Origin of the sequence: Enterobacter cloacae complex sp. SHL001 (genome assembly GCF_049236825.1) — a bacterium.
GTDB classification, from domain to species: Bacteria; Pseudomonadota; Gammaproteobacteria; order Enterobacterales; family Enterobacteriaceae; genus Enterobacter; species Enterobacter hormaechei_C.
Genome location: NZ_JBMKIP010000004.1, coordinates 222,168 through 248,169 on the forward strand (window position 1 = coordinate 222,168; position 26,002 = coordinate 248,169).

Below are 26,002 nucleotides of genomic sequence, written 5' to 3' on the forward strand. Positions count from 1 at the left end.
TTCCTGTACGCGTCAGCCCGCATCGTTACCTGTGGTAATGATGATGGTTGTAGTAATGGTGGTGATGCTGATGCGTTTCATGGATGTTGTGTACTCTGTCATTATTATCTGTCTGTGCTCTATTCTTTTAGGGTTAAAGGATCGAGCCCCTTAAGTCAATGAATTTTTAATTCGATCACAATTCGGGACATTCTCACGTCCCACTGCGGGCAGATTTATTTTCATCGGAATAACCCAGATGCAACCCCAGACATCAGCAGGATCGGCCATAATAAAAACCTATGACACTATTTTACTCGGCTAATTTTTTTTCAATATCATGAAGCAATCGGTGCAGCATTGCCGTGTCGCGCTGCTCAAGACGCCCCAGGCGCTGCTGTAACCAGTCCACCATTTTTTGATCGTCAGCGACGCCCAACTGCTCAAGAAGGTTATCTGCACGAACACGCAGTGCCGCCAGCTGGTTTTCATCCGAAACTGTCACCGGTGGCTGAGAAATTTGTATTAAGGATGCTAATTGATAGCAATAGACCATCACCGCCTGCCCCAGATTGAGTGACGGATAATCCGCCACCATCGGCGCGCCCGTCAGCACGTCAGCCAGCTCCAGCTCTTCGTTAGTCAGCCCGGAATCTTCTCGCCCAAACACCAGCGCGGCTTTCTCCAGCCACTGGCTTTTCTCTTCCAGCATCGGCACCAGTTCAGCAGGCGTGGCGTAATAGTGAAACTTAGCCCGGCTGCGCGCGGTCGTCGCGACGGTAAACGAAATATCGTGGAGTGCGTCGGCGAGCGTAGCGTAAGTGGTTATATTATCGAGAATATCACCCGAACCGTGCGCCACCCAGCGCGCAGCAGGCTCCAGATGCGCCGTGCTGTCCACAATACGCAAATCGGTAAACCCCATAGTCTTCATGGCACGCGCCGCAGCGCCAATATTTTCAGCTCTTGCTGGTGCCACCAGCACAATCGACAGATGCATTTACGCTCTCTTTTTAATCAGTTAGCAGGTAAAAATGTGATTCAGTTCAACATATTACGCAGCACGAATTTACAATTTTGCAACACAAATCACCGAAATAGCGTTTCATAACAATTAAAAAAAGCTAAACTATTTTGTGGCTGAACAATCAGTTAGAATGTTAACAGAAGTCCATTATCCTTATGTTTTGTAATGATAATGACCATATGAATACTCTTTTCTGATTGGATTCGTACCGTTTATCAATCAATGTCCGCAACTAGTTGGTTTATTGAAAAATTGTGACAAAGGCTAGCATTCAGCTACGATGATTTCATCAAACTGTTAACGTGCTACAATTGAACTTGATATATGTCAACGAAGCGTAGTTTTATTGGGTGTCCGGTGTCACTTAGCCTGTTATGTTGCTGTTAAAATGGTTAGGATGACAGCCGTTTTTGACACTGTCGGGTCCAAAGGGAAAGTACCCACGACCAAGCTAATGATGTTGTTGACGTTGATGGAAAGTGCATCAAGAACGCAATTACGTACTTTAGTCACGTTAAGCCGATCATGTTAATTTGCGACATGCATCAGGCAGGTCAGGGACTTTTGTACTTCCTGTTTCGATTTAGTTGGCAATTTAGGTAGCAAACATGCAGACCCCGCACATTCTTATCGTTGAAGACGAGTTGGTAACACGCAACACGTTAAAGAGCATTTTCGAAGCAGAAGGCTACGATGTCTTTGAAGCGACCGATGGCGCAGAGATGCATCAGATCCTTTCTGAAAATGATATCAACCTGGTGATTATGGATATCAACCTGCCGGGCAAAAACGGGCTTCTTCTGGCGCGCGAACTGCGTGAACAGGCGAACGTCGCGTTGATGTTCCTGACGGGCCGTGACAACGAGGTTGATAAAATTCTTGGTCTGGAAATCGGCGCGGATGACTACATCACCAAGCCGTTCAACCCTCGCGAGTTAACCATTCGTGCACGCAACCTGCTGTCCCGCACCATGAATCTGGGTACGGTAAGTGAAGAGCGTCGTAGCGTCGACAGCTACAAATTCAACGGCTGGGAACTTGATATCAATAGCCGTTCGCTGATTAGCCCGAACGGTGAGCAGTACAAACTGCCGCGCAGTGAATTCCGCGCGATGCTGCACTTCTGCGAGAACCCGGGCAAGATTCAGTCCCGTGCAGAACTGCTGAAGAAAATGACCGGTCGTGAGTTGAAGCCACACGATCGTACCGTTGACGTAACCATCCGCCGTATTCGTAAGCACTTCGAATCTACGCCGGATACGCCGGAAATCATCGCCACGATCCATGGTGAAGGCTATCGTTTCTGCGGTGACCTCCAGGAGTAATTCTCCCGTCACGCAGTAAAAAACGGCGCATTTGCGCCGTTTTTTTTATCAATGCCACGGCATAATCGGTACCGCGCTTATTGCGTTTTTCGGTGAGCCGTCCACGACTTTGTCGGAATAAGCCAGATAAGCCAGGGTGTTACGCTTCGCGTCATAAAAACGGACTACCTGTAGCTTTTTGAACACCAGCGAGGTCCGTTTCTGGAATACGACGTCGCCCTGCGCTTTGCCGTTTTTGATTTTATCACTCAATTCCACCGGGCCAACCTGCTGGCAGGAGATGGCCGCGTCAGACGTGTCTTCAGCCAGCCCCAGGCCGCCTTTAATCCCGCCGGTCTTTGCCCGGCTGACATAGCAGGTGACGTTTTTAACGTCCGGATCGTCAAAGGCTTCCACCACAATTTTGTGGTCCGGCCCAAACATTTTAAACACAGTATCCACGGAGCCAATTTGCTCCGCCTGTGCCACGCGCCCTGCCATCAGCGCCAGTGCTGTAAAGACTAAAACCTTGTATTTCATATTGTTACCATTCATAAAAATTACGCTGAGCGATTATTCAACAGGTTAGATAAAAATGTAGCAAGATCACAGGATTAGAATATATCCGCACATAAATCACTACAAAAAGCATTTATGCGCAAAAAAAACACTGAATGCTAAAACGTCAAAAAATGCTATTATCCGCTAACCTGTAAACAGGCACCTGCGGCAGTTTTAAGGATGAGGATAGTATATGGATCAGGCTGGAATTATTCGCGACCTGCTCACCTGGCTGGAAGGTCATCTCGACCAGCCTTTGTCACTGGATAATGTGGCGGCAAAAGCAGGCTATTCCAAGTGGCATCTGCAAAGGATGTTCAAGGATGTCACCGGTCATGCTATCGGTGCCTATATTCGCGCACGTCGTTTATCAAAGTCTGCTGTCGCGTTGCGCCTGACCGCGCGACCAATCCTGGATATTGCCCTGCAATATCGCTTCGATTCACAGCAAACCTTCACCCGCGCCTTTAAAAAACAGTTCTCGTTAACGCCAGCGCTTTATCGCCGCTCGCCGGACTGGAGCTCCTTTGGTATGCGTCCGCCGCTGCGTCTGGGCGAGTTTGCGATGCCAAAATATGAAATCATCACCCTGCCGGAAACGCACCTGGTCGGCACCACGCAGAGCTACTCCTGTTCCCTGGAGCAGATCTCCGAGTTCCGCCATCAGATGCGCGTTCAGTTCTGGCGCGAATTTTTAAGCCATGCTCCGGCGATCCCGCCGATTCTGTATGGCCTGAACGAAACGCATCCCAGCCAGGAAAAAGACGACGAGCAGGAGGTGTTCTATACCACGGCGCTGACGCCTGACATGGCGAACGGTTACATTCATGGCTCGAAGCCTGTCGTGCTGGAAGGCGGCGAGTATGTGATGTTCTCATACGAAGGTTTAGGAACGGGCGTTCAGGAGTTCATCCTGACCGTTTACGGGACCTGCATGCCGATGCTGAATCTGAATCGCCGTAAAGGTCAGGACATTGAGCGCTACTATCCGGCGCAAGATGCTAAACCGGAAGAAGGCCCTATCAATCTGCGTATGGAATTCCTGATTCCGGTACGTCGTTAACGCTGCAACTCATCCAGTGCAGGGGCATCAAGATGCGAAATGTCCCCTGCCATCTCAACTACCCACCCCGATGCCAGCCAGGCACTTTCCTGATAGTCGATACGGGAAATGGAACAGTTGCGCAGACGCAAACGGCGTTCGGCGTAAGCCGGCAGTCCCAGAATGGTGCTCACCAGGCAACCCAGCGCGATACCGTGGCTTACCAGCAGCGGTCGGCTACCTGCCGGGAGTTTCAGGCACTCGGCCAGCGCGGCATGCATGCGCACGCTCAGCTCCTGCATGGATTCCCCTTCAGGGATGCGACCATCTTCAGTGCCGTTCACCAGCGTGCGGCGCCAGCCTTCTTCGGTTTCCGTCAGCGTATCGATAGGACGTTTTTCCAGCACGCCCATATCCAGCTCGCGCAGACGCGGTTCGAGGGTCACGTCGCAGCCACAGGCATCGGCGATGATGCGTGCCGTCTGCTGCGTGCGGCCTAAATCACTGGAGATGACGTGAGTGATACCCAGCGTTCTGGCGCGCTCCGCCACCTGCCACGCTTGCTGCACACCTTTGTCGGTGAGAGGACTGTCTGACTGGCCTTGAATACGTCGCTCGGCGTTCCACTGCGTTTCACCGTGGCGAACAAGGTATACCTGTAACATGCTTTTTTTCCGTTATACTGCGATGAATTTTTTAAATCGAGCTTAATTATGCACCATGTTGTCTCTGCTACCACCAATCCTGCCAAAATTCAGGCAATTCTAAGGGCATTTGAAGAGATCTTCGGCGAAGGATCCTGCCATATTGACGCCGTCGGCGTCGAGAGCGGTGTGCCGGAACAGCCGTTTGGCAGCGAGGAAACACGCGCTGGCGCACGAAATCGCGTGGCGAATGCAAAAGCCGCCGCGCCAGACGCTGACTTCTGGGTCGCGATTGAAGCAGGCATCGACGAAGGGGCGACCTTCAGCTGGGTTGTCATCGAAAGCCGTGAGCAGCGCGGCGAAGCGCGTTCTGCCACGCTGCCGCTGCCGGAAGTCATACTGGAGAAAGTCCGCGCGGGTGAGGCGCTGGGGCCGGTAATGTCGCACTACACCGGCATTGATGAAATTGGTCGTAAAGAGGGGGCGATTGGCGTCTTTACGGGTGGCAAGCTTACGCGTTCAGGCGTTTACCACCAGGCCGTTATTCTGGCGTTAAGTCCGTTCCATAACGCGATTTATCGTTAAGTTTGCAGGCCGGATAAGGCGAAGCCGTCATCCGGCGTTTTTCAGCAATACCGCTTCCAGCCACTGACGCAGTTCAACCGGCGCCGACTTCAGGCTGTTTGAACCACGGGTGATGGTCGCGATGCCCGCGCCCAGCTCGTTTTTCAGCTCGCGCTGGCTCATTTCGCCGCGCAGCAGTTCCTCAATAATGCGTACCCGCGTGCCCAGCGCTTCGCGTTCATCGGGCGTCAGCATCAGCTGTAGCAACGGTAAATGCAGATCTTTGTCGTAAGACTGGCGGAGCAACTCCACAAAACGAAGCCACTCCTGATGACGCTGTTCGGCCATGGCCGAGGAATACGGGGAATGCTGGGTCATGTTATGCTGCCTCTTGTACTCATTAGCGAGTACAGCATAACACAACCCGCGCCGATCAGTAACGTCTCTGCCACTCGGCATCGCTCATCAGGGTATCTTTCTGCCCCATGAAGTAGCGATAGTAGGCGTCATAAGCCAGCACATTCTTCACATAGCCGCGCGTTTCCGAGAACGGAATGCTCTCGACAAACGCCACGGCGTCGATGCGCCCTGCGCTGTTGCCAAGCCATGTCCGCACGCGGCCAGGTCCGGCGTTGTACGCCGCTGACGCGAAAATACGGTTATTACCGAACTGCTGATAGACGTACTGCAAGTAGCTGGTACCGATGTTGATGTTAGTCTCCGGATCCAGCAGCTGGGACGGGCTGCTGTAGCCTGGAATATTAAACATCTTCACCGTGTGCGTCGCGGTACCCGGCATAATCTGCATCAGGCCGCTGGCACCCACCGGAGAACGCACTTTCGGGTTCCAGGCGCTCTCCTGACGGGCAATGGCCATCGCATAGCTTTGCGGAATATCTTTGTCGCTGGTGTAGCGATCGAACAGATCCTTATAAGCCAGCGGGAAACGCTCTTCGAGATGATCCCACAGTTTGCCGGCGATCGTCGCCTGCACGCTCAGATCCCACCAGCGATTATCAAATGCATAGCGGGCAAGCTGCGCTTTCTCATCGGTGGTACGGCTGGTGACCAGATTCGCCCATTCGCTGCGCGCGGTATTATCCAGATTCCAGTACATCAGCTCGCGCACGCGCGCCATCTCCGGCCCCTGCGTCAGCGCCGGGTTCGCGTTGGCTGGCGCTTTGTCGATCTTCAGGGTGTACTCCTCGCCCAGACGCTGCGCCGCCGCCATCGGGTAGAATCCGCGCTGCTGCATCAGGGAGTGGAGGATCTCTTTGGCTTCATCTTCACGACCACGTTCCAGCAGCATGTCCGCCTGCCAGTAACGCCATTCATCTTTCTCTTTGGCATCCATCGGCAGACGCGCCAGCCAGGTATTGAGGCCACGACGATCGCCCGTTCCCAGCGCCATGCGCACGCGACGCTCCACCAGCGAGACAGAGTTTGAACGCATCACCGCATCATCACGCCAGCGCGCCTGTTCGTCGGTGACATCTGTCCCCATCAGTCGCCATGCCACGATATCGCGCAGCTCCTGAGTTTGATCGTCATTAAGCTGCTGGGCCTGCACCAGCTGCGGGATCATCAGCCGGGCGTTTTCCACATCATCACGCGCCACGCTGGCAAAGGCCACCGCCGCCATCTGGCGGGTAAAATCGGTCGCGCCGGTAGTACGCGCAAACGTCAGCACGGTATTGGGATCGTTTGCAAGACTGATAACGGCAGACGCAATGGTCTGATAATCTGCGGGCATCTGGCCCGCCAGCACGGTGACCAGCCGGGTGTTTCCGGCCTTCATCGCCAGGCGAATACGTTCCAGGTAAGAGAGCGGATCCTGCTTGCCCGAGGCGCGCCAGGCGCTGAACAGCGGGTCACAGGCGTTTGGCTGGCTTTTGCCCGTCAGCCACAGCTCTTTCGCGCCGGTCCAGGCTTCCTCCTGCTGACCGGTCGCCCATTTCGCATAATAGTAATTACACTGCGCTTCCGTCGCGCCCGGTTTATCCGGGCTGAAAGCCAGCAGGCCGCGCCAGTCTTCGCGACGGGCCAGCTCGTTCACAAACCGGGACTTCAGGGTGCGCGCAGGCGGCAGGGTCGGGTTCGCCTGAATGAAGTTATTCACGGTGACGGTCGGTTGATTCATGAGATCGTCCGTGATCTGACGATACTCAAGATACGGATACAGCGGATAATCCTTCAGCGTCGGCATCAGCGCCTGCACGGTATCCATCTGCTTGTTGTCCCATGCCTGTTTAATCTGGGCATAGCGGTTACGTTGTTCATCCAGTGAATCGGCATGCACCGCCTGGCTTACCGCCATTACGCATACGCTGGCAGCCAGCAGACGCCAGACCACCCGTTTGGCTTTTTCCACAAGCTCTTCCTCATTGTTTTTCGTCAGTTGCAGCGTCTTGCCACGTCAAAGTTACATCAACTTATGCTAACCAGGCATCCCACAACGCGCCACGTCATGGACACTTTTTTACCTTTCTTGCGCGTTTTAACACTCCCGACGTTCCTGGCTGGGATTAGGGCGTGAAAAAGGCTACACTTCGAGGCTGAAATTCATTCTCATCACGATAAAAGAGGCGAAGTCCAACGTGGCTCAATTCGTTTATACCATGCATCGTGTCGGCAAAGTTGTCCCGCCGAAACGTCATATTCTTAAAAATATCTCGCTGAGCTTCTTCCCGGGCGCAAAAATCGGTGTTCTGGGTCTCAACGGTGCCGGTAAGTCCACCCTGCTGCGCATCATGGCCGGCATCGATACAGACATCGAAGGTGAAGCCCGTCCGCAGCCTGGCATTAAGATCGGCTACCTGCCGCAGGAACCTCAGTTGAACCCAGAACACACCGTGCGTGAATCCGTTGAAGAAGCGGTATCCGAGGTGGTTAACGCCCTGAAAGGTCTGGATGAAGTGTATGCCAAATACGCCGAGCCGGATGCGGACTTCGACAAACTGGCCGCTCAGCAGGGCAAATATGAAGAGATTATCCAGGCGCACGACGGTCACAACCTGAACGTGCAGCTGGAGCGCGCGGCTGATGCCCTGCGTCTGCCAGACTGGGATGCGAAAATCGCTAACCTGTCCGGTGGTGAACGCCGCCGCGTGGCGCTGTGCCGCCTGCTGCTGGAAAAACCAGACATGCTGCTGCTCGACGAACCTACCAACCACCTGGATGCGGAATCCGTGGCGTGGCTGGAGCGCTTCCTGCACGACTTCGAAGGCACCGTGGTGGCGATTACCCACGACCGTTACTTCCTCGACAACGTTGCAGGCTGGATCCTGGAGCTGGACCGCGGCGAAGGTATTCCGTGGGAAGGCAACTACTCCTCCTGGCTGGAGCAGAAAGATCAGCGCCTGGCGCAGGAAGCCTCTCAGGAAGCGGCCCGCCGCAAGTCTATTGAGAAAGAGCTGGAGTGGGTGCGTCAGGGCGCGAAAGGCCGTCAGTCTAAGGGCAAAGCCCGTCTGGCACGCTTCGAAGAGCTGAACAACACCGAATACCAGAAACGTAACGAAACCAACGAACTGTTTATTCCGCCTGGCGCACGTCTGGGGGATAAAGTGGTTGAAGTCAGCAACCTGCGCAAGTCCTACGGCGACCGCCTGCTGATCGACGACCTGAGCTTCTCCGTACCGAAAGGCGCTATCGTTGGCATCATCGGTCCGAACGGCGCGGGTAAATCAACCCTGTTCCGCATGATGTCCGGTCAGGAACAGCCTGACAGCGGCTCTATCACCCTGGGTGAAACCGTGAAGCTGGCTTCCGTGGACCAGTTCCGCGACGCAATGGATAACAGCAAAACCGTGTGGGAAGAGGTTTCCGGCGGTCTGGATATCATGCGTATCGGCAACACCGAGATGCCAAGCCGCGCTTACGTTGGCCGCTTTAACTTTAAGGGCACTGACCAGGGCAAACGCGTGGGCGAGCTGTCCGGCGGTGAGCGCGGTCGTCTGCACCTGGCGAAGCTGCTCCAGGTTGGCGGCAACGTTCTGCTGCTTGATGAACCTACCAACGACCTGGACATCGAAACCCTGCGCGCGCTGGAAAACGCCCTGCTGGAGTTCCCGGGCTGCGCGATGGTTATCTCGCACGACCGCTGGTTCCTGGACCGCATCGCAACCCACATCCTGGACTACCAGGACGAAGGTAAGGTGGAGTTCTTCGAAGGTAACTTCACCGAATACGAAGAGTACAAGAAACGCACGCTGGGCGCAGACGCGCTGGAGCCGAAGCGTATTAAGTACAAGCGTATTGCGAAATAAAAGCAAAACGGCAACTTCGGTTGCCGTTTTTTATGTTTGTACCCTCTCCCCGTGGGAGAGGGCCAGGGTGAGGGCATCAGGCCGCACAGTGTTTAGGCCGGGTAAGGCGAAGCCGCCACCCGGCTTTTTTATTTGCCCACGTAATACCGCTTCACCTCATCAAACTGCATCGCAAAGTCGATATAGCTCATCAGCGCAGGCGAATTGAGCTTACGGCTCGGGTAGGCCAGCCAGAGATCGTTTCCCTCAACGCTCCACGCCGGCAGCACCTTCACCAGCGCGCCCTTTTCGATCTTATCTTCCAGCAGGAATGCGGGTAACAGCGTGATCCCCGCCCCGGCAATGGCGCATTCCCGGGCGTACACCAGGTTATCCGTCATGTGGGCGTTATCCGGCAGGTAGCGGTAATCCTCATTCTCGCTTCGCAGAAGCCACTCTGACCATGCCCGGTGCGTAATGCAGCGGTGATCCACCAGCTGTCGGGGATGGATTAACGGCGCCCGACGCGCCAGGTAGTGGGGCGAGGCCAGCATGTAGCGCGGACAGTGCCCAATCATGCGGCCAATCAGGGAAGAATCCTGCGGTTTGCCGGTGCGCAGCGCCACGTCAAAGCCAGACTCGAACAGATCCACCACGTCGTCTGAGATCGACACATCCAGCGACACGTCCGGATAGCGAAGCTGGAACTCGGCATTCATATGCGCCAGCAGCGTCGCGCCAATTCCCGCCGGACAGGTGATCCGCAGCCGCCCGCTGGGGTTTTCGCGCAGCCGCTGAATGGCATACTCCGCGCGCTCGCTGGCCGCCAGCATCTCGCGACAGTGCACCAGATAGTGCTCGCCTGCAAACGTCAGGCTGATCCTGCGCGTGGTGCGATTCAACAGACGGATCCCCACCTGCTGCTCCAGCTGGCTAATCCGCTGGCTGACGCTGGATTTCGGCAGTTCCGCCTTCTGCGCCGCCGCGGTAAAGCTGCCCATCTCGGCCACCAGCGCAAACAGCGCCATATCCTGAAGCTGTTTAAACATGATTGTTCACCCTGTACGAACGCTGAGTTCTGGATTGTCCATCTTATCATGCAGCTGACCACTTAATAGACTAGCCTCAACAAAACGCATGCCATTGAGGAGCACACCATGTCAGTGAAAGCCATTGCCGTTAACCCGGAAAATCCGTCCACCTTCGTTGAAATCACTCCGCCGATGCCGCAGCCCGGTGAACACGATCTGCTGGTGGAGGTAAAAGCCGTCTCCGTAAACCCGGTGGACACCAAGGTACATGCAGGCATTGCCAAAAGCGGACTGAAGGAGCCGCGCATTCTCGGGTGGGATGCCAGCGGTATCGTACAAGCCGTTGGGGCTGGCGTCACCGGATTCAAACCGGGTGACGAAGTGTGGTACGCGGGGGATATCACCCGTCCGGGCAGTAATACCACGCACCAGCTGATCGATGCGCGCATTGTCGGGCACAAGCCTGCAAGCCTTGACTGGGCCGCCTCGGCAGCACTGCCGCTGACGGCGCTCACCGCGTGGGAAGGCCTGTTTGAACGGCTGAAGATTCAGGATGCCGACGCAGATAAAACGCTGCTGATAATTGGCGGCGCGGGTGGAGTCGGATCGCTGGCGATCCCGTTTGCGAAGCACAACAGCAAGGTGAAGATCGTCGCAACCGCTTCACGAGAAGATTCCGCCCGGTGGTGTCGCGATCGCGGGGCTGACATTGTTGTAAATTACCGCGACCTGAAGGGAGAACTGGCGAAACAGGGGCTCACCTTTGTGGATTACATTTTTATCCTCAACGATACCGACGGGCACTGGGATGCGGTCAGCGATCTGATTGCCCCTCAGGGAGACATTTGTTCCATCGTTGAAAACGCGCATCCGCTGAACCAGGACAAGCTGAAGTCCAAATCTGCCGCCCTGCACTGGGAGTTTATGTACACCCGCAGCATGTACCAGACTGCGGATATGGCGCGTCAGGGTGAGATTTTAGATGAGGTGGCGAAGCTGGTGGATAACGGCGTGGTGGAAAGCTCGCTCAGCGAAACGCTGCACGGGCTAAGCGTGGAAAGCATTACCGAAGCGCACCGCAGGGTACTGGAGGGGCATATGCGTGGGAAGGTGGTGGTTGAGTATTGAGTGGACTGATTCCCTCACCCCGGCCCTCTCCCTTTGGGAGAGGGAGATTAAAGTCCCCTCTCCTGGTGGGAGAGGGGAAGTTATTAACCCTGCTCCCCCATCATCTCCTTCACCAGCTCGACGCAGCGCAGGAAGCGGGAATCGTAGTCCGACTCTTCCACATGCACAAACTCAACGTTGTTCTCGTTAAGCATCTCTACCAGCATGGTCTGGAACTCCCGCCTGTCCACCGAGCTGCCCAGGCTGCGCATGCCGTCGGCAACCCATGGGGTGTTGTTTTCCAGCAGGATCACCAGATCAAAGCGGTATTCGTCAATCAGCGCCTGCACAAACGGGTGCTCGCGCCCTTCGTACTTTTTGCAGAACGCCTGCGTGGTGACGAAATCGGTATCAATAAAGGCGACTTTATTGGCGTATTTCACCGCAAAATCAATGTACTGGGCATGACCGAGCGCGATTTTATCGTAGTCGGAATACTGCAACGCCATCTCGTCGCCGCCAAGGTGTGAGAAGACGTAATCGCGGCCATACTCCCACGCACTGGTGGTATTGAAGATGTTAGCCAGCTTATTTACCAGCGTCGATTTCCCGCTCGACTCGCCGCCGAGGATCGCCACCGTACGCACGAAGAACGGCTTCACCTCGGTCGGGATGTAGTCCCAGTAACGGAACGGGTTCTCGCGGATCTGCGCCCCGCTGATGTTCATGAAGGTGCGTTTAGGATCGATCAGCACCGTCTCGATGCCCAGATGCTCGCGAAACTGCGGCGCGTCGGACTCTTCAGAGGTGTAGATCCAGTTAGGCGCAATGCCCTTCTCTTCCATAAACGCTTTGATGCCGTTGCTCCACACGTCCCAGCCGTGCGGATACGGCTCCATGCCCTCTTCGTTAAAGGCATGAATACGAATATTTTTCTGATATTTAAAGGTCTGAAGCAGCCAGCGCAGGCGGTCCGGCACGGTGGGCTGCTGCGACATGGCGCTGTCTTCAAACAGCTGGCGATCGCGGGTTTCATCATAACCCATGATGATATGCAGTTCGTCGACCTGGCTACAGGCGCGCTGGATCAGATAGATATGCCCGGTATGCAGCGGGTAGAACTTACCGAACACCACGCCAATGTTCTTTTGCATCCGCGGAAATTCAAGCCCCAGAAAACGGTGCAGCGCTTCCAGCTTCTGCGCGCTGGGGCTTTTGATTTTGGCGTTCAGCAGTTGGCTCAGGTAGCCCTTGGTCATGCCGCTGGCGTCCGCCACCTGCTGCAACGTGCAGCCCTTCTGGCGGATAGCGGTCTTGATGTAGTCAAATGATGACATAAATTACGGTGCCTCCTGCAAAATCGAATACGTAATTATAAGTCGTCAAAGACATTTAACGCATCTGCAAGTTTTTTAACGCCAAAAACCTGCATCCCTTCCGGAATTTTTTTCGGCACGTTGGCGGCCGGAACAATCGCGCGGCGGAAGCCATGTTTTGCCGCTTCGGAGATACGCTCCTGACCGCTCGGCACCGGGCGGATCTCGCCGGCCAACCCTACCTCACCAAATACCACCAGATCCTGCGGCAACGGTCTGTCGCGCAGGCTGGAGACCATTGCCAGCAGCAGCGCCAGGTCCGCGCTGGTTTCCGTAACCTTCACCCCACCAACCACGTTGACGAACACATCCTGATCCGCCATTTGCAGACCGCCGTGACGGTGCAGCACCGCCAGCAGGATCGCCAGGCGGTTCTGTTCCAGACCGACTGCCACGCGCCGCGGGTTGCCCATCATCGATTGATCCACCAGCGCCTGAATTTCAACCAGCAGCGGACGCGTCCCCTCCCACAGCACCATCACCGAACTACCGGACGTGATCTCGTCGCCACGGCTCAGGAAGATGGCCGACGGGTTGCTGACTTCGCGAAGCCCCTGCTCGGTCATGGCAAACACGCCCAGCTCATTCACCGCGCCAAAGCGGTTTTTATGGCTGCGCAGGGTACGAAAACGGGAATCCGCATCGCCATCGAGCATCACCGAGCAGTCGATACAGTGTTCAAGCACTTTCGGTCCCGCCAGCGAGCCGTCTTTGGTCACATGACCAACCATCACAATCGCCACGCCGCGCGTTTTGGCAAAGCGCGTCAGGTAGGCCGCGGTTTCACGCACCTGCGCCACGCTTCCCGGTGACGACTGAATGTCAGCCATATGCATCACCTGAATGGAGTCAATCACCATCAGCTTCGGCTGCTCTTCTTCGGCGATCATGCAGATCTGCTCGATGCTGGTTTCCGAAAGCATATTCAGATTGCCGGTCGGCAGGCCGAGGCGGTGCGCGCGCATCGCCACCTGCTGGAGTGATTCTTCCCCCGTGACGTACAGGGTTTTCATCTGTTCGGCTAGCTTGCAGAGCGTTTGCAGCAGCAGGGTCGATTTACCCGCGCCCGGGTTACCGCCGATCAGAATGGCGCTGCCCGGCACTACGCCACCGCCGAGCACGCGGTCAAATTCTTTGAATCCGGTGGAAAAGCGCGGCAGCGCCTCAAGGCTGATATCCGAAAGTTTTTGTACCTTCGACACGCCTGCATTGCCCGCATAGCCGCTCAGCCGTTCATTGCGGGCCACGCTCGGCGAAGCCGCCACACCACGCACTTCGGTGATGGTGTTCCAGGCATGGCAGGCGCTGCATTGCCCCTGCCAGCGCGGATAATCCGCACCACATTCATTACAGACAAATGCGCGTTTTGGAGCTTTCGCCACGGTTTACCTCGTTATTTCTGTGCGGTCTGCGCGCCGGGTGGCGCTGACGCTTACCCGGCCTACAAAAGCAGGCCGCTATTTTTGATTAATGCTGCCGGAGAGAATGCAGAACACCCCCATCAGATCAGCATGACGGATAGTGACTTCCGTCTTTTCATTCACTTTCGGCTTGGCATGGTAGGCAATACCCAGCCCGGCAACTTTGATCATCGGCAGATCGTTCGCGCCATCGCCGATGGCGACGGTCTGCTCGACCGGAATGGCATATTTCTCCGCCAGACGCGTCAGCGTATTGGCTTTGTACTGCGCATCCACGATGTCGCCGATGACCTGTCCGGTGAGTTTGCCGTCCATGATCTCCAGCTCGTTTGCCACCACGGTGGTCAGACGCAGCTTGTCACGCAGGTAGTCGGCAAAGAAGGTGAACCCGCCGGAGGCAATCGCCACTTTCCAGCCGAGCGTCTCCAGCTTGAGCACCAGCTGCGTCAGCCCAGGCATCAGGGGCAGTTCATCGCGCACCTGACGCAAAATGTTAGCATCGGCCCCCTTCAGGGTCGCCACGCGCTGTCTCAGGCTGGCGGTGAAATCCAGCTCGCCGCGCATCGCGCGCTCGGTGACTTCCGCCACCAGCTCGCCGCTGCCCGCCAGTTTAGCAATCTCGTCAATACATTCGATCTGAATGGCGGTGGAGTCCATGTCCATTACCAGCAGGCCGGGCGTTTTCAGGTGCGGAATTTTGCCGAGGGGGGCAACGTCCAGCCCGGCGTCGTGCGCCAGACGCGTGGCGCGCTGCGTCAGGGAACCCGCCAGGCGAATAACCTGATAATCTTCCACGCACCAGGCCGCAACGATGACCATCGCTGCGCCCAGTTTGGTTTGATACTGGGTGAGGCGTTGCTTATCCAGGCCGCGTCCGTACAGCAGCCAGCCGCTACGGCCAGCGTGGTAATCGAGAGGCATCACCTCATCGCCACTTAAAGAGAGCGGCAATCCTGGCCATAAAGAGACATCCGTTGGCAGGTCGCACCAGGTAATGTTCGGCATTGAAGCTCCTGTAATTTCGTTCGCGCCGGAAGGTTCCAGAGGGAAAATAACGCATGAGGCTACCCTGTAACCATCACTTCTGGCAACATTAAGCCGTAAATTTTAAGCAGGTGGAATATGGCTCGCGCAAAACTGAAATTCCGGCTTCATCGCACCGTGATTGTCCTGATCTGTCTCGCACTATTAGTGGCGCTGATGCAGGGGGCATCCTGGTTTAGCCAGAATCACCAACGACAGCGTAACCCGCAGTTTGAGGAACTGGCCCGGACGCTGGCGCGCCAGGTGACGCTCAACGTTGCGCCGTCTATGCGCACCGAAACGCCGGATGATAAGCGAATAGCCCAGGTATTGCGCCAGCTTACGGAAAACAGCCGCATTCTGGATGCAGGTGTGTACGATGAACAGGGCGACCTGATTGCCCGCGCGGGTGAGCATGTCGACGTGCGCGACAGGCTGGCGCTGGATGGCAAAAAAGCCGGTGGTTACTTCAACCAACAAATCGTCGAACCCATTCAGGGCAAGAATGGTCCACTCGGCTATTTACGTCTGACACTCGACACCCACACCCTGCCAACCGAAGCCAAACAGGTGGATAACACCACCAATATTTTGCGCCTGATGCTACTGCTCTCGCTGGCGATTGGCGTGGTACTGGCACGTACGTTGCTCCAGGGCAAGCGCACCCGCTGGCAGCAGTCGCCGTTCCTGTTAACCGCCAGCAAGTCGGTTCCCGAAGAGGAAGAGAGCGAGAAGAAAGAATAGTGATAAAGTAGGCGGATGATTCGGAAAAGGAACTCTGCCATGTCGACGTTACGCCTGCTAATCTCTGACTCTTACGATCCCTGGTTTAACCTGGCGGTGGAAGAGTGCATCTTCCGCCAGATGCCTGCCACCCAGCGCGTCCTGTTTCTCTGGCGCAACGCCGATACGGTCGTTATTGGTCGCGCGCAAAATCCGTGGAAAGAGTGTAACACCCGCCGTATGGAAGAGGACAACGTCCGCCTGGCGCGCCGCAGCAGCGGCGGCGGTGCGGTGTTTCACGATCTGGGCAACACCTGCTTTACCTTTATGGCGGGCAAGCCGGAATACGACAAAACCATCTCGACCTCCATTGTGCTTAACGCGCTCAATTCACTCGGCGTGACGGCTGAAGCCTCGGGACGTAACGATCTGGTCGTGAAAACGCCTGAAGGCGACCGGAAAGTGTCAGGCTCAGCCTACCGCGAAACGATGGATCGCGGATTCCACCACGGCACATTATTGCTGAATGCCGATCTGAGCCGTCTGGCAAACTATCTGAACCCGGACAAGAAAAAGCTCCAGGCTAAGGGAATTACCTCCGTGCGCGGTCGCGTGGCGAATCTGGTGGAGCTCCTGCCGGGGATTACCCATGAACGCATTTGCGATGCGATCCGCGAGGCCTTTTTCAGGCATTACGGTGAACGCGTAGGAGCCGAGGTGATTTCTCCGGATAAAACCCCGGATCTGCCAAACTTCGCGGAAACCTTCGCCCGCCAGAGCAGCTGGGAGTGGAATTTCGGTCAGGCACCGGCGTTTTCACACCTGCTGGATGAGCGATTTACCTGGGGCGGCGTTGAGCTGCACTTTGACGTCGAGAAAGGCCATATTTCTCGTACCCAGGTATTTACGGATAGTCTTAATCCGGCACCGTTAGAAGCGCTGGCTGCACGTTTGCAGGGCTGTCTCTATCGGGCAGATATGCTGCAACAGGAGTGTGACGCGTTACGTGTTGATTTTCCGGAACAGGAACAAGAGTTGCGGGAGTTATCGGCGTGGATTGCGCAGGCAGTACGCTAATAAAAAAGCCCGCTGGCGCTCTGCTTAGCGGGCCTGGAAAACCGCAGGCCGGGTCGAGCGAAGCCGCCACCCGGCACAACAGGTATTACTCTTTATCGCCCAGCAGAACGGATTCCAGCGCGATTTTGATCATGTCGTTGAAGGTGGTCTGACGCTCGGCAGCGGTAGTCTGCTCGTGGGTACGGATGTGGTCAGACACGGTGCAGATGGTCAGCGCTTTCGCACCGAATTCAGCCGCCACGCCGTAGATACCGGCCGCTTCCATTTCCACGCCCAGAATGCCGTATTTTTCCATCACGTCGAACATGTCACCTTCTGGCGAGTAGAACAGATCGGCAGAGAACAGGTTGCCCACGCGCGCGTCAACGCCCAGCGCTTTTGCCGCGTCAACCGCGTTACGCACCATGTCAAAGTCAGCGATGGCTGCAAAATCATGATCTTTAAAGCGAATGCGGTTGACTTTAGAGTCGGTGCACGCGCCCATGCCGATCACCACGTCACGCAGCTTAACGTCCATGCGCACTGCGCCGCAGGAGCCGACACGGATGATTTTCTTCACGCCGAAATCGGTGATCAGCTCTTTGGTGTAGATGGAGCAGGATGGGATACCCATGCCGTGACCCATCACGGAGATTTTGCGGCCTTTATAGGTGCCAGTGAAGCCCAGCATGCCGCGCACGTTGTTCACTTCACGCACGTCTTCGAGGAAGGTTTCTGCAATGTGCTTCGCGCGCAGCGGGTCGCCCGGCATCAATACGACGTCAGCGAAATCACCCATTTCTGCATTAATGTGAGGAGTTGCCATCTTCAGTTCCTTTTACATTGTTGTTTTTGCCGGGTGGCGGCTACGCCTTACCCGGCCTACATTCTGTTTCTCCCTCTCCCGGAGGGAGAGGGCCGGGGTGAGGGCATCAGGCCGCACCCAATCCGTTTAGAACATAGCCTTGCCATATTCCATGTCAGACGTACCAAAGTATTTCGCAATCGTCTGGCCGATGTCCGCGAAGGTTTCACGGTGACCCAGCGAGCCCGGTTTGACTTTCGGGCCGTACACCAGCACCGGAATGTGCTCACGGGTGTGGTCGGTACCGGTCCAGGTCGGGTCACAGCCATGGTCAGCGGTCAGGATCAGAATGTCATCTTCCCCCACCAGCTCCATCAGCTCTGGCAGACGGCGGTCAAACAGCTCCAGACCCGCAGCATACCCGGCGACGTCGCGACGGTGGCCCCAGGAGGAGTCGAAGTCCACGAAGTTGGTGAAGACAATGGTCTTATCGCCCGCTTCTTTCATCTCTTTGATGGTGGCGTCGAACAGCGCATCCAGACCGGTCGCTTTGACCTTTTTGGTAATGCCGCAGTTGGCGTAAATGTCCGCGATTTTACCCACGGAAACCACGTGGCCGTCTTTCTCGTCGACGAGTTTTTGCAGCACGGTCGGCGCCGGTGGCTCCACGGCCAGATCGTGACGGTTGCCGGTACGCTGGAAGTTACCCGCTTTGTCGCCGATAAACGGACGCGCGATAACGCGGCCAATGTTGTAGCCGCCTTCGGTCAGCTCTTCACGGGCGATCTCGCACAGCTCGTACAGTTTATCCAGGCCAAACGTCTCTTCATGGCAGGCGATCTGGAACACGGAGTCAGCAGAGGTATAGAAAATAGGCTTGCCGGTTTTCATATGCTCTTCGCCGAGCTGATCCAGAATCACGGTACCGGAAGAGTGGCAGTTGCCGAGGTAGCCCGGCAGGTTGGCGCGCTTCACCAGCTTATCGAGCAGCTCCTGCGGGAAGCTGTTCTCGTGATCGGAAAAGTAACCCCAGTCAAACAGCACCGGCACGCCGGCAATTTCCCAGTGGCCGGACGGAGTATCTTTCCCGGAAGAGAGCTCGTGCGCCCACGCGTAGGCGCCCACCACTTCCGCGTTACCGTCCATACCGGCTGCGATCTTACCGGTAGAGCCTTCATGCGCTTTTACCAGCCCCAGACGGGTCAGGTTTGGCAGGTTCAGAGGGCCTTTACGACCGTTGTCCGCTTCGCCTTTTGCACAGGCTTCCGCGATGTGACCCAGGGTATCGGAACCCACGTCACCAAATCGTTCTGCATCTTCGGTTGCGCCGATGCCGAATGAGTCCAGCACCATAATAAATGCACGTTTCATAATTGTTCTCCGTACTTAGTGCTTCATAAAAATGCGATCAGATCAGTATACCGCTATTCAGTGATACGACGATAGACCGTCGGTGTGGTTTCCGGTGCTTTATCGTCAAGAGATATTGCCGCCTTCACCGCTTTCGCCGCGTCCTGCCAGCTGGCTTCATCTTTCGCGTGGATCACCGCCAGCGGACGTTGGCCGTCAACGCTGTCGCCCAGACGGGCCATATCGGTAAAGCCGACGCTGTAATCAATGGTGTCCGATGCCTGACGACGACCGCCGCCCATAGACACAACAGCCATGCCGAGCGCGCGGGTATCCATAGCCGAGACAAAGCCTTCGCTGTCCGCATAGACCGCTTTGCTGAGCATCGCGGTGGGCAGGTATTTCGCGTAGTTTTCCACGAAGTCGGTCGGGCCTTTCTGCGCCGCCACCATCCGACCAAAGATCTCCGCCGCTTTGCCGTTGTCCAGCACCGCCTGAAGCTTCGCGCGGGCTTCCGCGTCGTCTTTGGCCAGCTTGCCGGAGATTAACATCTCAACGCACAGCGCCGTGGTGACATCGAACAGGCGCGGGTTACGGTATTCGCCTGTGAGGAACTGCACGGCCTCACGGACTTCAACCGCGTTACCGGCGCTGGAGGCTAGCACCTGGTTCATGTCCGTCAGCAGTGCAGTGGTGCGCACGCCCGCGCCGTTGGAGACGCCAACGATCGCTTCGGCCAGCGCCTCAGAGAGTTCATAGGTCGGCATAAACGCGCCGCTGCCCACTTTCACATCCATCACCAGCGCATCCAGACCTTCCGCCAGTTTTTTGGCAAGGATAGAGGCGGTGATCAGCGGGATGGAGTCTACGGTCGCGGTAATGTCACGCGTCGCGTAGAAACGCTTGTCAGCCGGAGCAAGAGAGCTGGTCTGGCCGATAATCGCCACGCCAACGTCTTTAATAATGTCGCGGAAGCGGTTGTCATCCGGGAAGATATCGAAGCCCGGAATGGCTTCCAGTTTGTCGAGCGTACCGCCGGTATGACCCAGGCCGCGCCCGGAAATCATCGGGATGTAACCGCCACAGGCCGCCACCATTGGGCCGAGCATCAGAGACGTCACGTCGCCCACGCCGCCGGTGGAGTGTTTGTCCACAATTGGGCCGTTAAGGTTGAGGCTTTTCCAGTCCAGAACGGTTCCTGAATCTCGCATCGCCATGGTCAGCGACACGCGCTCAGGCATCGACATATCGTGGAAGAAAATGGTCATCGCCAGAGCCGCAATCTGCCCTTCAGAGATGGTGTTATCACGAATGCCATTGATAAAAAAGCGGATTTCTTCGTCGCTTAATGCATGACCATCACGTTTTTTACGAATAATTTCTTGTGCGAGAAACACGGTAACCTCCATGCGGAATCGGGTGAATGGCGGCGGATATGTTGACCCGCCCTACGATCCTGTAGGCCGGGTTAGCGTAGCGCCACCCGGCAATTCAACTTAGTAGCTGCTTGCGCTCTTACCGTCACCGTGACCCAGCGCTTTCAGCAGGCTGGCCAGCAGGCTGGACGCGCCGAAGCGGTAGTGGCGGGAATCGGCCCAGTCGGCGCCGAACAGCTCGTCGGCAATCGCCAGGAACTGCTGCGCGTCTTCCGCGGTACGCACGCCACCCGCCGGTTTGAAGCCAACGGTTTTGGACACGCCCATATCACGGATGACTTCCATCATGATGCGTGCGCTTTCCGGAGTAGCGTTGACCGGCACTTTACCGGTAGAAGTTTTAATGAAGTCCGCGCCCGCTTTGATGGAGATTTCAGACGCCTTACGAATCAACGCCTCTTCTTTCAGCTCGCCGGTTTCGATGATCACTTTAAGCAGCACGTTTGCCGCCGCACACGCGTCTTTACAGGCTTTCACCAGGTCAAAACCGACCTGCTCGTTGCCGGCGATCAGCGCGCGGTACGGGAATACCACGTCAACTTCGTCCGCGCCGTACGCAATCGCCGCGCGGGTTTCTGCCAGCGCGATCTCGATATCGTCATTGCCGTGCGGGAAGTTAGTTACGGTGGCAATGCGCACGTCCGGCGTGCCCTGCTCTTTCAGCGTTTTGCGGGCAATCGGGATGAAGCGCGGATAGATACAGACGGCGGCGGTGTTACCCACTGGCGTTTTCGCCTGATGGCACAGGGCGATGACTTTTTCATTGGTGTCGTCATCGTTCAGGGTGGTCAGGTCCATCAGTTTCAACGCGCGCAGGCTGCTTGCAGTTAAATCGGTCATAACATTCTCCAACGGCAGTGCCGTATAAATTTTACCTTGCGGGTCTGTGAGTATTCTAACATTCACCCGCATCCACACTTCGACATTCATCACAGTTAATGAAAACTGTGTGCAAATTTGCATTACTGTAATGAGATCTTCTTCAAATTTTAGTGCGTTAATTGCTGACTAAATCGGCGATATCCCCTGTCTGATCAAAAGCGCCACCAGGCTGGCTTCCTACAATTCGTTCACCATCCGCAGAACAACCAAGGAAGTGAACATGCCCGACGCCCTGCAACAACGTTGCCAGCACATTGTGACCAGCCCGGTGTTAACCCCGGAACAAAAACGTCATTTTCTGGCGCTGGAAGCAGAGAACAATCTGCCCTATCCCGCTCTGCCAGAGGCGGCCCGGGCCGCGCTGGACGAGGGATTCATCTGCGACATGTTCGAAGGCCATGCGCCTTACAAACCGCGCTACGTGCTGCCGGACTACGCTAAATTTCTGGCTAACGGCTCAGAATGGCTGGAGCTGGAAGGGGCTAAAGATCTGGATGATGCCCTCTCGCTGCTCACTATCCTTTATCACCATGTTCCGTCCGTCACATCGATGCCGGTCTATCTGGGCCAGCTCGATGAGATACTCAGCCCCTATGTTAAAATTCTAACACAGGATGAAATCGATAGCCGAATAAAACGTTTCTGGCGTTACCTGGACAGAACCCTGCCCGATGCGTTTATGCATGCCAATATCGGCCCGGCGGATACGCCTGTCACCCGAGCCATCCTTCGTGCGGATGCAGAACTGAAGCAGGTTGCGCCGAACCTGACCTTTATCTACGACCCGGATGTAACCCCCGGCGATCTGCTGCTGAGCGTGGCGGAAAACATTTGTGAATGTAGTAAACCGCATATTTCTAATGGCCCGGTGAATGATAAAATTTTCACAAAAGGTCGCTATGGCGTGGTGAGCTGTTACAACTCCCTGCCGCTGGCGGGCGGCGGCAGCACGCTGGTGCGCCTTAACCTGAAAGCGATCGCGGAACACAGCCGCTCACCGGAAGACTTTTTCACCCGTACCCTTCCCCACTACTGCCAGCAAAAAATCGCGATCATCAATACGCGCTGCGATTTTCTATATGAACAATCCGGTTTCTTTGAGAATAGCTTCCTGGTGAAAGAGGGGCTGATTGATGCCGATCGCTTTGTGCCGATGTTTGGCATGTACGGTCTGGCCGAAGCGGTGAATGTGCTGTGCGAGAAAGCAGGCATTACGGGACGTTACGGTAAGAACGAACAGGCCAATGCGCTGGGCTACCGCATCAGTGAACAGCTTGCAGCGTTTGTTGAAAACACGCCGGTGAAACACGGCTGGCAGCACCGCGCGATGCTGCATGCCCAGTCTGGGATCAGTTCCGATTCTGGCACCACGCCGGGCGCACGTCTGCCGTACGGCGACGAACCGGACCCAGTCAGCCACCTGCTGGCCGTGGCGCCGCACCATAAACACTATCATTCGGGGATCAGCGATATTCTCACCCTGGAGGAAACGGTTAAACGCAATCCTCAGGCTGTGATGCAGCTGTGCCTGGGGGCGTTCAACGCCGGTATGCGTGAGTTCACCGCGAATGTAGCCGGAAACGACCTGGTGCGCGTCACCGGGTATATGGTGCGGCTCTCCGATCTGGAGAAATACCGGGAGGCCGGCTCGCGCACCAATACCACCTGGCTCGGCGAGGAGGCCGCGCGCAATACCCGTATTCTGGAACGTCAGCCGCGCGTGATAAGCCATGAACAGCAGATGCGCTTTAGTTAGTCAGGTCATACCCTTCTCCTGCGTGGACGGGCCGGGCAGCCGCCTGGCGTTGTTCCTCCAGGGCTGTAACCTGCGCTGCAAAACCTGCCACAACCCGTGGACGATAGGGCGCTGCAACGACTGCGGCGACTGTGTTCCCCACTGTCCTCATGATGCGCTGGCAATTCAGGCCGGGCGCGTCTGGTGGCAGGAGAGTCACTGTCAGCAGTGCGACACCTGTCTGCACCTGTGTCAGCAGCAGGCGACGCCGATGGCGCAGCGCTATAGCGTCGAGGAGATCCTCTCCCGGGTTCGCACGTCCGCGCCGTTTATTGAGGGCGTGACCGTCAGCGGGGGTGAGGCCACCACGCAGCTGCCGTTTTTGGTTGCGCTGTTCACCGCGATCAAAGCCGATCCGTCCCTGCGCCATCTGACGTGCCTGGTGGACAGCAACGGCCTGTTAAGCGAAACCGGCTGGCAAAAGCTGTTACCGGTGTTTGACGGCGCGATGGTGGATCTGAAAGCCTGGGGCAATGAACATCACCGTTTTCTGACCGGGCGCGAAAACACGCAGATCAAGCAGAGCATCCGCTGGCTGGCCGATCGTCATCGCCTGACGGAGCTGCGCCTGCTGGTGATCCCCGCTCGGTGTGATTATCTGCACCATCTGCCATCGCTGACCGCTTTTATCCACGCGTTGGGGAACGTTCCTGTGCGGATCAACGCGTTTCATGCTCATGGGGTTTACGGGGAGGCGGCGCGATGGCGGAGCGCCACGCCGGAGGACATCGAGCCGCTGGCGCAGGCCCTGGAACGGCAGCAAATCACGGTGATCCGCCCGGCTCTTTATCTATAGCGTGATGCCGAAGACCGCGCGGGTGTTTTCCAGCAGCGCGCTGGCAATCACATCTTCAGGCTCCTGACGCAGCTCACACAGCACATCAAAAACGCGCGCCGCCTGCTCCGGGCGGTTGGGCTGGCCCTGAAAACCATTCAGCGGCATGTCAGGCGCATCCGTTTCCAGCAGGAGCGAGGTCAGCGGGAGCTGCGCCATCACATCACGGGTTTTGCTGGCACGCGGATAGGTAATGGTGCCACCGACGCCAATCTTATAGCCCAGCTCAATAAAACGCTGCGCCTGCTGAAGGCTTCCAGCGAAACCATGGACCACGCCCCTGCGCGGCACGTCGATACGCTTCAGGTGCATCGCCAGTTTGTCATGGGTACGTCTGGAGTGGAGGATCACCGGCAGATCGTGGCGCTTTGCCAGCCGGAGCTGCGCATCCAGGATCGTCTGCTGGCGCTCAAACTGCGGATCTTCACGATAGAGATCGAGGCCGATCTCACCGATGGCAACCAGCTTCGTATCCGCATTTTGCAGCGTGGCATCCAGCCTGTCGAGATGGTCATCAAGATGGTGCTCAATAACGATCGGATGCAGACCCAGCGCGGCATACAGCGCATCGTGCTCCCGGGCAAGCGCCAGAACTTTGTCGAATCTCGCCGCTTCAATAGCGGGCACAATAATGGCTCTCACACCGGCCTCAGCCGCGCGCGCAATACTTGATGTTTCCTCCCCGCTAAACGGCGGGAAATCAAAGTGGCAATGGGTATCGATAAAGCAGTGCGTCACGCCAGATCCTCGTTATCGAGTAAGCCATCGTTGGCCTGCGGCGCGTCCACCAGCGGCATCGCCACCGCGTCATTGGCCACAACGGCAGGCGGCAAAATGATGCTTTTATGCCGATGAAGAGGCGGTTGCTCCGCCAGCATTTTCCCGACGGTCGCCAGGAAGTAACGCCCGCACAGCCGCCCCGTTTTGTAATCCATACGCAACGCAGGCAGCCGACTGCCCAGCGCCATGCTCAACAGCGGTTTAGGCGGATAAATTTCAAAGATGCGCAGCTTGCCCGGTGGTTTTTCAATAAAACGCTGCATCGCGCCGTAGGTGGTTTCATGCTGCTTCGCGATATTCACCAGCGGTTGCAGGCTGCTGTCGCCCAGCCAGCGTTCCATCCGCTTAAACCACTGTGGGGTGTAATACATCTGCGAAGGCACCGTGCGGATCACCACAATGGTTTTTGCCCCGCGCCGCGCCGCCTCCTGTACCGGCACCGCGTCGCTGATACCGCCGTCAAGATAGCTTATCCCCTCCAGCAGGGCGCCGGTGCGGTAGAATCCCGGGATCGCGCTGGACGCGCGGATGATATCCAGCCAGTTCTCTTTCTGCGGCGAAAAGTAACCCGGCGAATAGTCATCGCCACGGCTGGCGCACATCCAGAACTCTTTGCCGGTATCGAACAGACGTGACGCGGTATCCATGGCCAGCGGCATCTGGCTGGAGGTGGCATCCAGTAACCAGTCGAGATCGATCAGGTTCCCGCCGCGTACGAAGCGTACCGGATTGAAGAATTCTTTGGAGGTGGTGTAGCGCATAATCACTTTGCGCGCATAGCCGGGCTGGTTGCAGACATAGGCGGAGAGGTTCTGCGCCCCGGCAGAGGTACCGAAATAGAGATCGAACGGGTTGAATTGTGCGCGCATAAATTCGTCAAGCACGCCAGCAGTGAAAATACCGCGCTGCCCTCCCCCTTCACAGACCAGCGCAAGCTGGCCTGCATGAAACGGTTTTAACGTCAGCGGCGCAATATTGCCGAGCGTAACGGGAATTCGTTGCCCCACCTCTGCCTTC

General features: G+C 56.5%; 26 protein-coding genes and 1 other annotated feature (1 of these 27 running past the window's edge). Of the genes, 9 read left to right on the forward strand and 17 right to left on the reverse strand.

All coding sequences use genetic code 11. The features are described from left to right. Positions 1-74: a sequence feature (Thr leader region), on the reverse strand; it reaches 44 nt to the left of the window's first position. The 3 genes from thrL to yjjY all read right to left on the reverse strand — a co-directional run bounded on the left by thrL (position 13) and on the right by yjjY (position 1,519). Beyond that, entirely contained in the window at positions 13-81 is a 69-nt protein-coding gene (gene thrL, locus ACOTYH_RS13160; RefSeq protein ID WP_015572623.1) for a thr operon leader peptide, read from the reverse strand. Its footprint overlaps the feature before it by 62 nt. Before the next feature lie 211 nt (positions 82-292). Then, the gene (locus tag ACOTYH_RS13165) at positions 293-979 is read right to left on the reverse strand and encodes a tRNA/rRNA methyltransferase (RefSeq protein WP_017383824.1); all 687 of its coding nucleotides are present in this window, start codon (positions 977-979) and stop codon (positions 293-295) included. A 399-nt stretch (positions 980-1,378) separates the two neighbouring features. Beyond that, the gene (yjjY, locus tag ACOTYH_RS13170; RefSeq protein ID WP_001541509.1) at positions 1,379-1,519 is read right to left on the reverse strand and encodes a protein YjjY; all 141 of its coding nucleotides are present in this window, start codon (positions 1,517-1,519) and stop codon (positions 1,379-1,381) included. Positions 1,520-1,614: 95 nt separating this feature from the next. Here yjjY and arcA point away from each other — a divergent pair, with 95 nt between their 5' ends. Continuing rightward, positions 1,615-2,331 carry a two-component system response regulator ArcA gene (arcA, locus tag ACOTYH_RS13175; RefSeq protein ID WP_003856501.1) on the forward strand — a complete coding sequence of 239 codons (717 nt, stop codon included), beginning with the start codon at positions 1,615-1,617 and terminating at the stop codon, positions 2,329-2,331. Between the two features lie 48 nt (positions 2,332-2,379). Here the strand turns inward: arcA and creA are convergent, their stop codons facing one another. Next, a complete protein-coding gene (gene creA, locus ACOTYH_RS13180; protein WP_032103047.1) occupies positions 2,380-2,850 on the reverse strand; it encodes a protein CreA in 471 nt (156 codons plus the stop codon). Positions 2,851-3,064: 214 nt separating this feature from the next. On the opposite strand from creA, the gene robA reads away from it, so the two are divergent. Then, entirely contained in the window at positions 3,065-3,934 is an 870-nt protein-coding gene (gene robA, locus ACOTYH_RS13185) for an MDR efflux pump AcrAB transcriptional activator RobA (RefSeq protein WP_003856504.1), read from the forward strand. Here robA and gpmB read toward each other — a convergent pair. Continuing rightward, a complete protein-coding gene (gene gpmB / locus ACOTYH_RS13190; protein ID WP_006810187.1) occupies positions 3,931-4,578 on the reverse strand; it encodes a 2,3-diphosphoglycerate-dependent phosphoglycerate mutase GpmB in 648 nt (215 codons plus the stop codon). The genes robA and gpmB overlap by 4 nt on opposite strands. A 48-nt stretch (positions 4,579-4,626) precedes the next feature. Here gpmB and yjjX point away from each other — a divergent pair, with 48 nt between their 5' ends. Then, positions 4,627-5,142, forward strand: coding sequence for an inosine/xanthosine triphosphatase (gene yjjX, locus ACOTYH_RS13195; RefSeq protein WP_015572619.1), 516 nt, complete (start codon positions 4,627-4,629; stop codon positions 5,140-5,142). 27 nt (positions 5,143-5,169) lie between these two features. On the opposite strand, the gene trpR is transcribed toward yjjX, so the two are convergent. Beyond that, a complete protein-coding gene (gene trpR / locus ACOTYH_RS13200) occupies positions 5,170-5,499 on the reverse strand; it encodes a trp operon repressor (protein ID WP_003856511.1) in 330 nt (109 codons plus the stop codon). Positions 5,500-5,554: 55 nt separating this feature from the next. Next, entirely contained in the window at positions 5,555-7,492 is a 1,938-nt protein-coding gene (gene sltY / locus ACOTYH_RS13205) for a murein transglycosylase (protein ID WP_058688965.1), read from the reverse strand. Positions 7,493-7,718: 226 nt separating this feature from the next. On the opposite strand from sltY, the gene ettA reads away from it, so the two are divergent. Then, complete coding sequence (ettA, locus tag ACOTYH_RS13210) at positions 7,719-9,386, forward strand: energy-dependent translational throttle protein EttA (protein ID WP_032660788.1); 1,668 nt, start codon at positions 7,719-7,721, stop codon at positions 9,384-9,386. Between the two features lie 128 nt (positions 9,387-9,514). On the opposite strand, the gene ACOTYH_RS13215 is transcribed toward ettA, so the two are convergent. Beyond that, entirely contained in the window at positions 9,515-10,414 is a 900-nt protein-coding gene (locus tag ACOTYH_RS13215; RefSeq protein WP_421637775.1) for a LysR family transcriptional regulator, read from the reverse strand. Between the two features lie 108 nt (positions 10,415-10,522). Here ACOTYH_RS13215 and ACOTYH_RS13220 point away from each other — a divergent pair, with 108 nt between their 5' ends. After that, positions 10,523-11,524: a zinc-binding alcohol dehydrogenase family protein gene (locus tag ACOTYH_RS13220; RefSeq protein ID WP_032670593.1), complete on the forward strand. Its 1,002-nt coding sequence runs from the start codon at positions 10,523-10,525 to the stop codon at positions 11,522-11,524. Between the two features lie 83 nt (positions 11,525-11,607). Here ACOTYH_RS13220 and nadR read toward each other — a convergent pair whose 3' ends face one another. The 3 genes from nadR to serB form a co-directional block, all read right to left on the reverse strand. Beyond that, positions 11,608-12,840 carry a multifunctional transcriptional regulator/nicotinamide-nucleotide adenylyltransferase/ribosylnicotinamide kinase NadR gene (gene nadR / locus ACOTYH_RS13225; RefSeq protein ID WP_015572616.1) on the reverse strand — a complete coding sequence of 411 codons (1,233 nt, stop codon included), beginning with the start codon at positions 12,838-12,840 and terminating at the stop codon, positions 11,608-11,610. A gap of 35 nt (positions 12,841-12,875) precedes the next feature. Further along, a complete protein-coding gene (gene radA, locus ACOTYH_RS13230; RefSeq protein ID WP_017383829.1) occupies positions 12,876-14,261 on the reverse strand; it encodes a DNA repair protein RadA in 1,386 nt (461 codons plus the stop codon). A gap of 75 nt (positions 14,262-14,336) precedes the next feature. Then, on the reverse strand, positions 14,337-15,305 hold the full coding sequence (gene serB / locus ACOTYH_RS13235; RefSeq protein WP_003856524.1) for a phosphoserine phosphatase: 969 nt from the start codon (positions 15,303-15,305) through the stop codon (positions 14,337-14,339). A 117-nt stretch (positions 15,306-15,422) separates the two neighbouring features. Between serB and ACOTYH_RS13240 the strand changes: the two genes are divergently transcribed. Further along, complete coding sequence (locus ACOTYH_RS13240; RefSeq protein ID WP_045344443.1) at positions 15,423-16,067, forward strand: YtjB family periplasmic protein; 645 nt, start codon at positions 15,423-15,425, stop codon at positions 16,065-16,067. Positions 16,068-16,106: 39 nt separating this feature from the next. Continuing rightward, positions 16,107-17,123: a lipoate--protein ligase LplA gene (gene lplA / locus ACOTYH_RS13245; RefSeq protein WP_086626102.1), complete on the forward strand. Its 1,017-nt coding sequence runs from the start codon at positions 16,107-16,109 to the stop codon at positions 17,121-17,123. A gap of 85 nt (positions 17,124-17,208) precedes the next feature. On the opposite strand, the gene deoD is transcribed toward lplA, so the two are convergent. The 4 genes from deoD to deoC form a co-directional block, all read right to left on the reverse strand. Beyond that, positions 17,209-17,928 (reverse strand): purine-nucleoside phosphorylase, encoded by a 720-nt coding sequence (gene deoD, locus ACOTYH_RS13250; RefSeq protein ID WP_003856538.1) that lies wholly within the window; start codon positions 17,926-17,928, stop codon positions 17,209-17,211. Positions 17,929-18,054: 126 nt separating this feature from the next. Further along, entirely contained in the window at positions 18,055-19,278 is a 1,224-nt protein-coding gene (gene deoB, locus ACOTYH_RS13255) for a phosphopentomutase (protein ID WP_003856540.1), read from the reverse strand. A 53-nt stretch (positions 19,279-19,331) separates the two neighbouring features. After that, positions 19,332-20,654, reverse strand: coding sequence for a thymidine phosphorylase (deoA, locus tag ACOTYH_RS13260; RefSeq protein ID WP_045350103.1), 1,323 nt, complete (start codon positions 20,652-20,654; stop codon positions 19,332-19,334). 99 nt (positions 20,655-20,753) lie between these two features. Then, a complete protein-coding gene (gene deoC, locus ACOTYH_RS13265; protein WP_003856543.1) occupies positions 20,754-21,533 on the reverse strand; it encodes a deoxyribose-phosphate aldolase in 780 nt (259 codons plus the stop codon). A gap of 262 nt (positions 21,534-21,795) precedes the next feature. Here deoC and ACOTYH_RS13270 point away from each other — a divergent pair, with 262 nt between their 5' ends. Together ACOTYH_RS13270 and ACOTYH_RS13275 are read left to right on the forward strand one after the other, a co-directional pair. Next, positions 21,796-23,331 (forward strand): YjjI family glycine radical enzyme, encoded by a 1,536-nt coding sequence (locus tag ACOTYH_RS13270; RefSeq protein WP_421637776.1) that lies wholly within the window; start codon positions 21,796-21,798, stop codon positions 23,329-23,331. Next, on the forward strand, positions 23,306-24,166 hold the full coding sequence (locus ACOTYH_RS13275) for a YjjW family glycine radical enzyme activase (RefSeq protein ID WP_017694551.1): 861 nt from the start codon (positions 23,306-23,308) through the stop codon (positions 24,164-24,166). The genes ACOTYH_RS13270 and ACOTYH_RS13275 overlap by 26 nt, the downstream gene beginning before the upstream one ends. On the opposite strand, the gene ACOTYH_RS13280 is transcribed toward ACOTYH_RS13275, so the two are convergent. Together ACOTYH_RS13280 and ACOTYH_RS13285 are read right to left on the reverse strand one after the other, a co-directional pair. After that, positions 24,161-24,943, reverse strand: a complete 783-nt coding sequence (locus ACOTYH_RS13280; RefSeq protein WP_032652508.1) for a TatD family hydrolase — start codon at positions 24,941-24,943, stop codon at positions 24,161-24,163. The two genes, ACOTYH_RS13275 and ACOTYH_RS13280, sit on opposite strands and share 6 nt — an antisense overlap. Then, positions 24,940-25,992 (reverse strand): patatin-like phospholipase family protein, encoded by a 1,053-nt coding sequence (locus ACOTYH_RS13285; RefSeq protein WP_003856550.1) that lies wholly within the window; start codon positions 25,990-25,992, stop codon positions 24,940-24,942. The genes ACOTYH_RS13280 and ACOTYH_RS13285 overlap by 4 nt, the downstream gene beginning before the upstream one ends. Between the last annotated feature and the right edge of the window lie 10 nt (positions 25,993-26,002).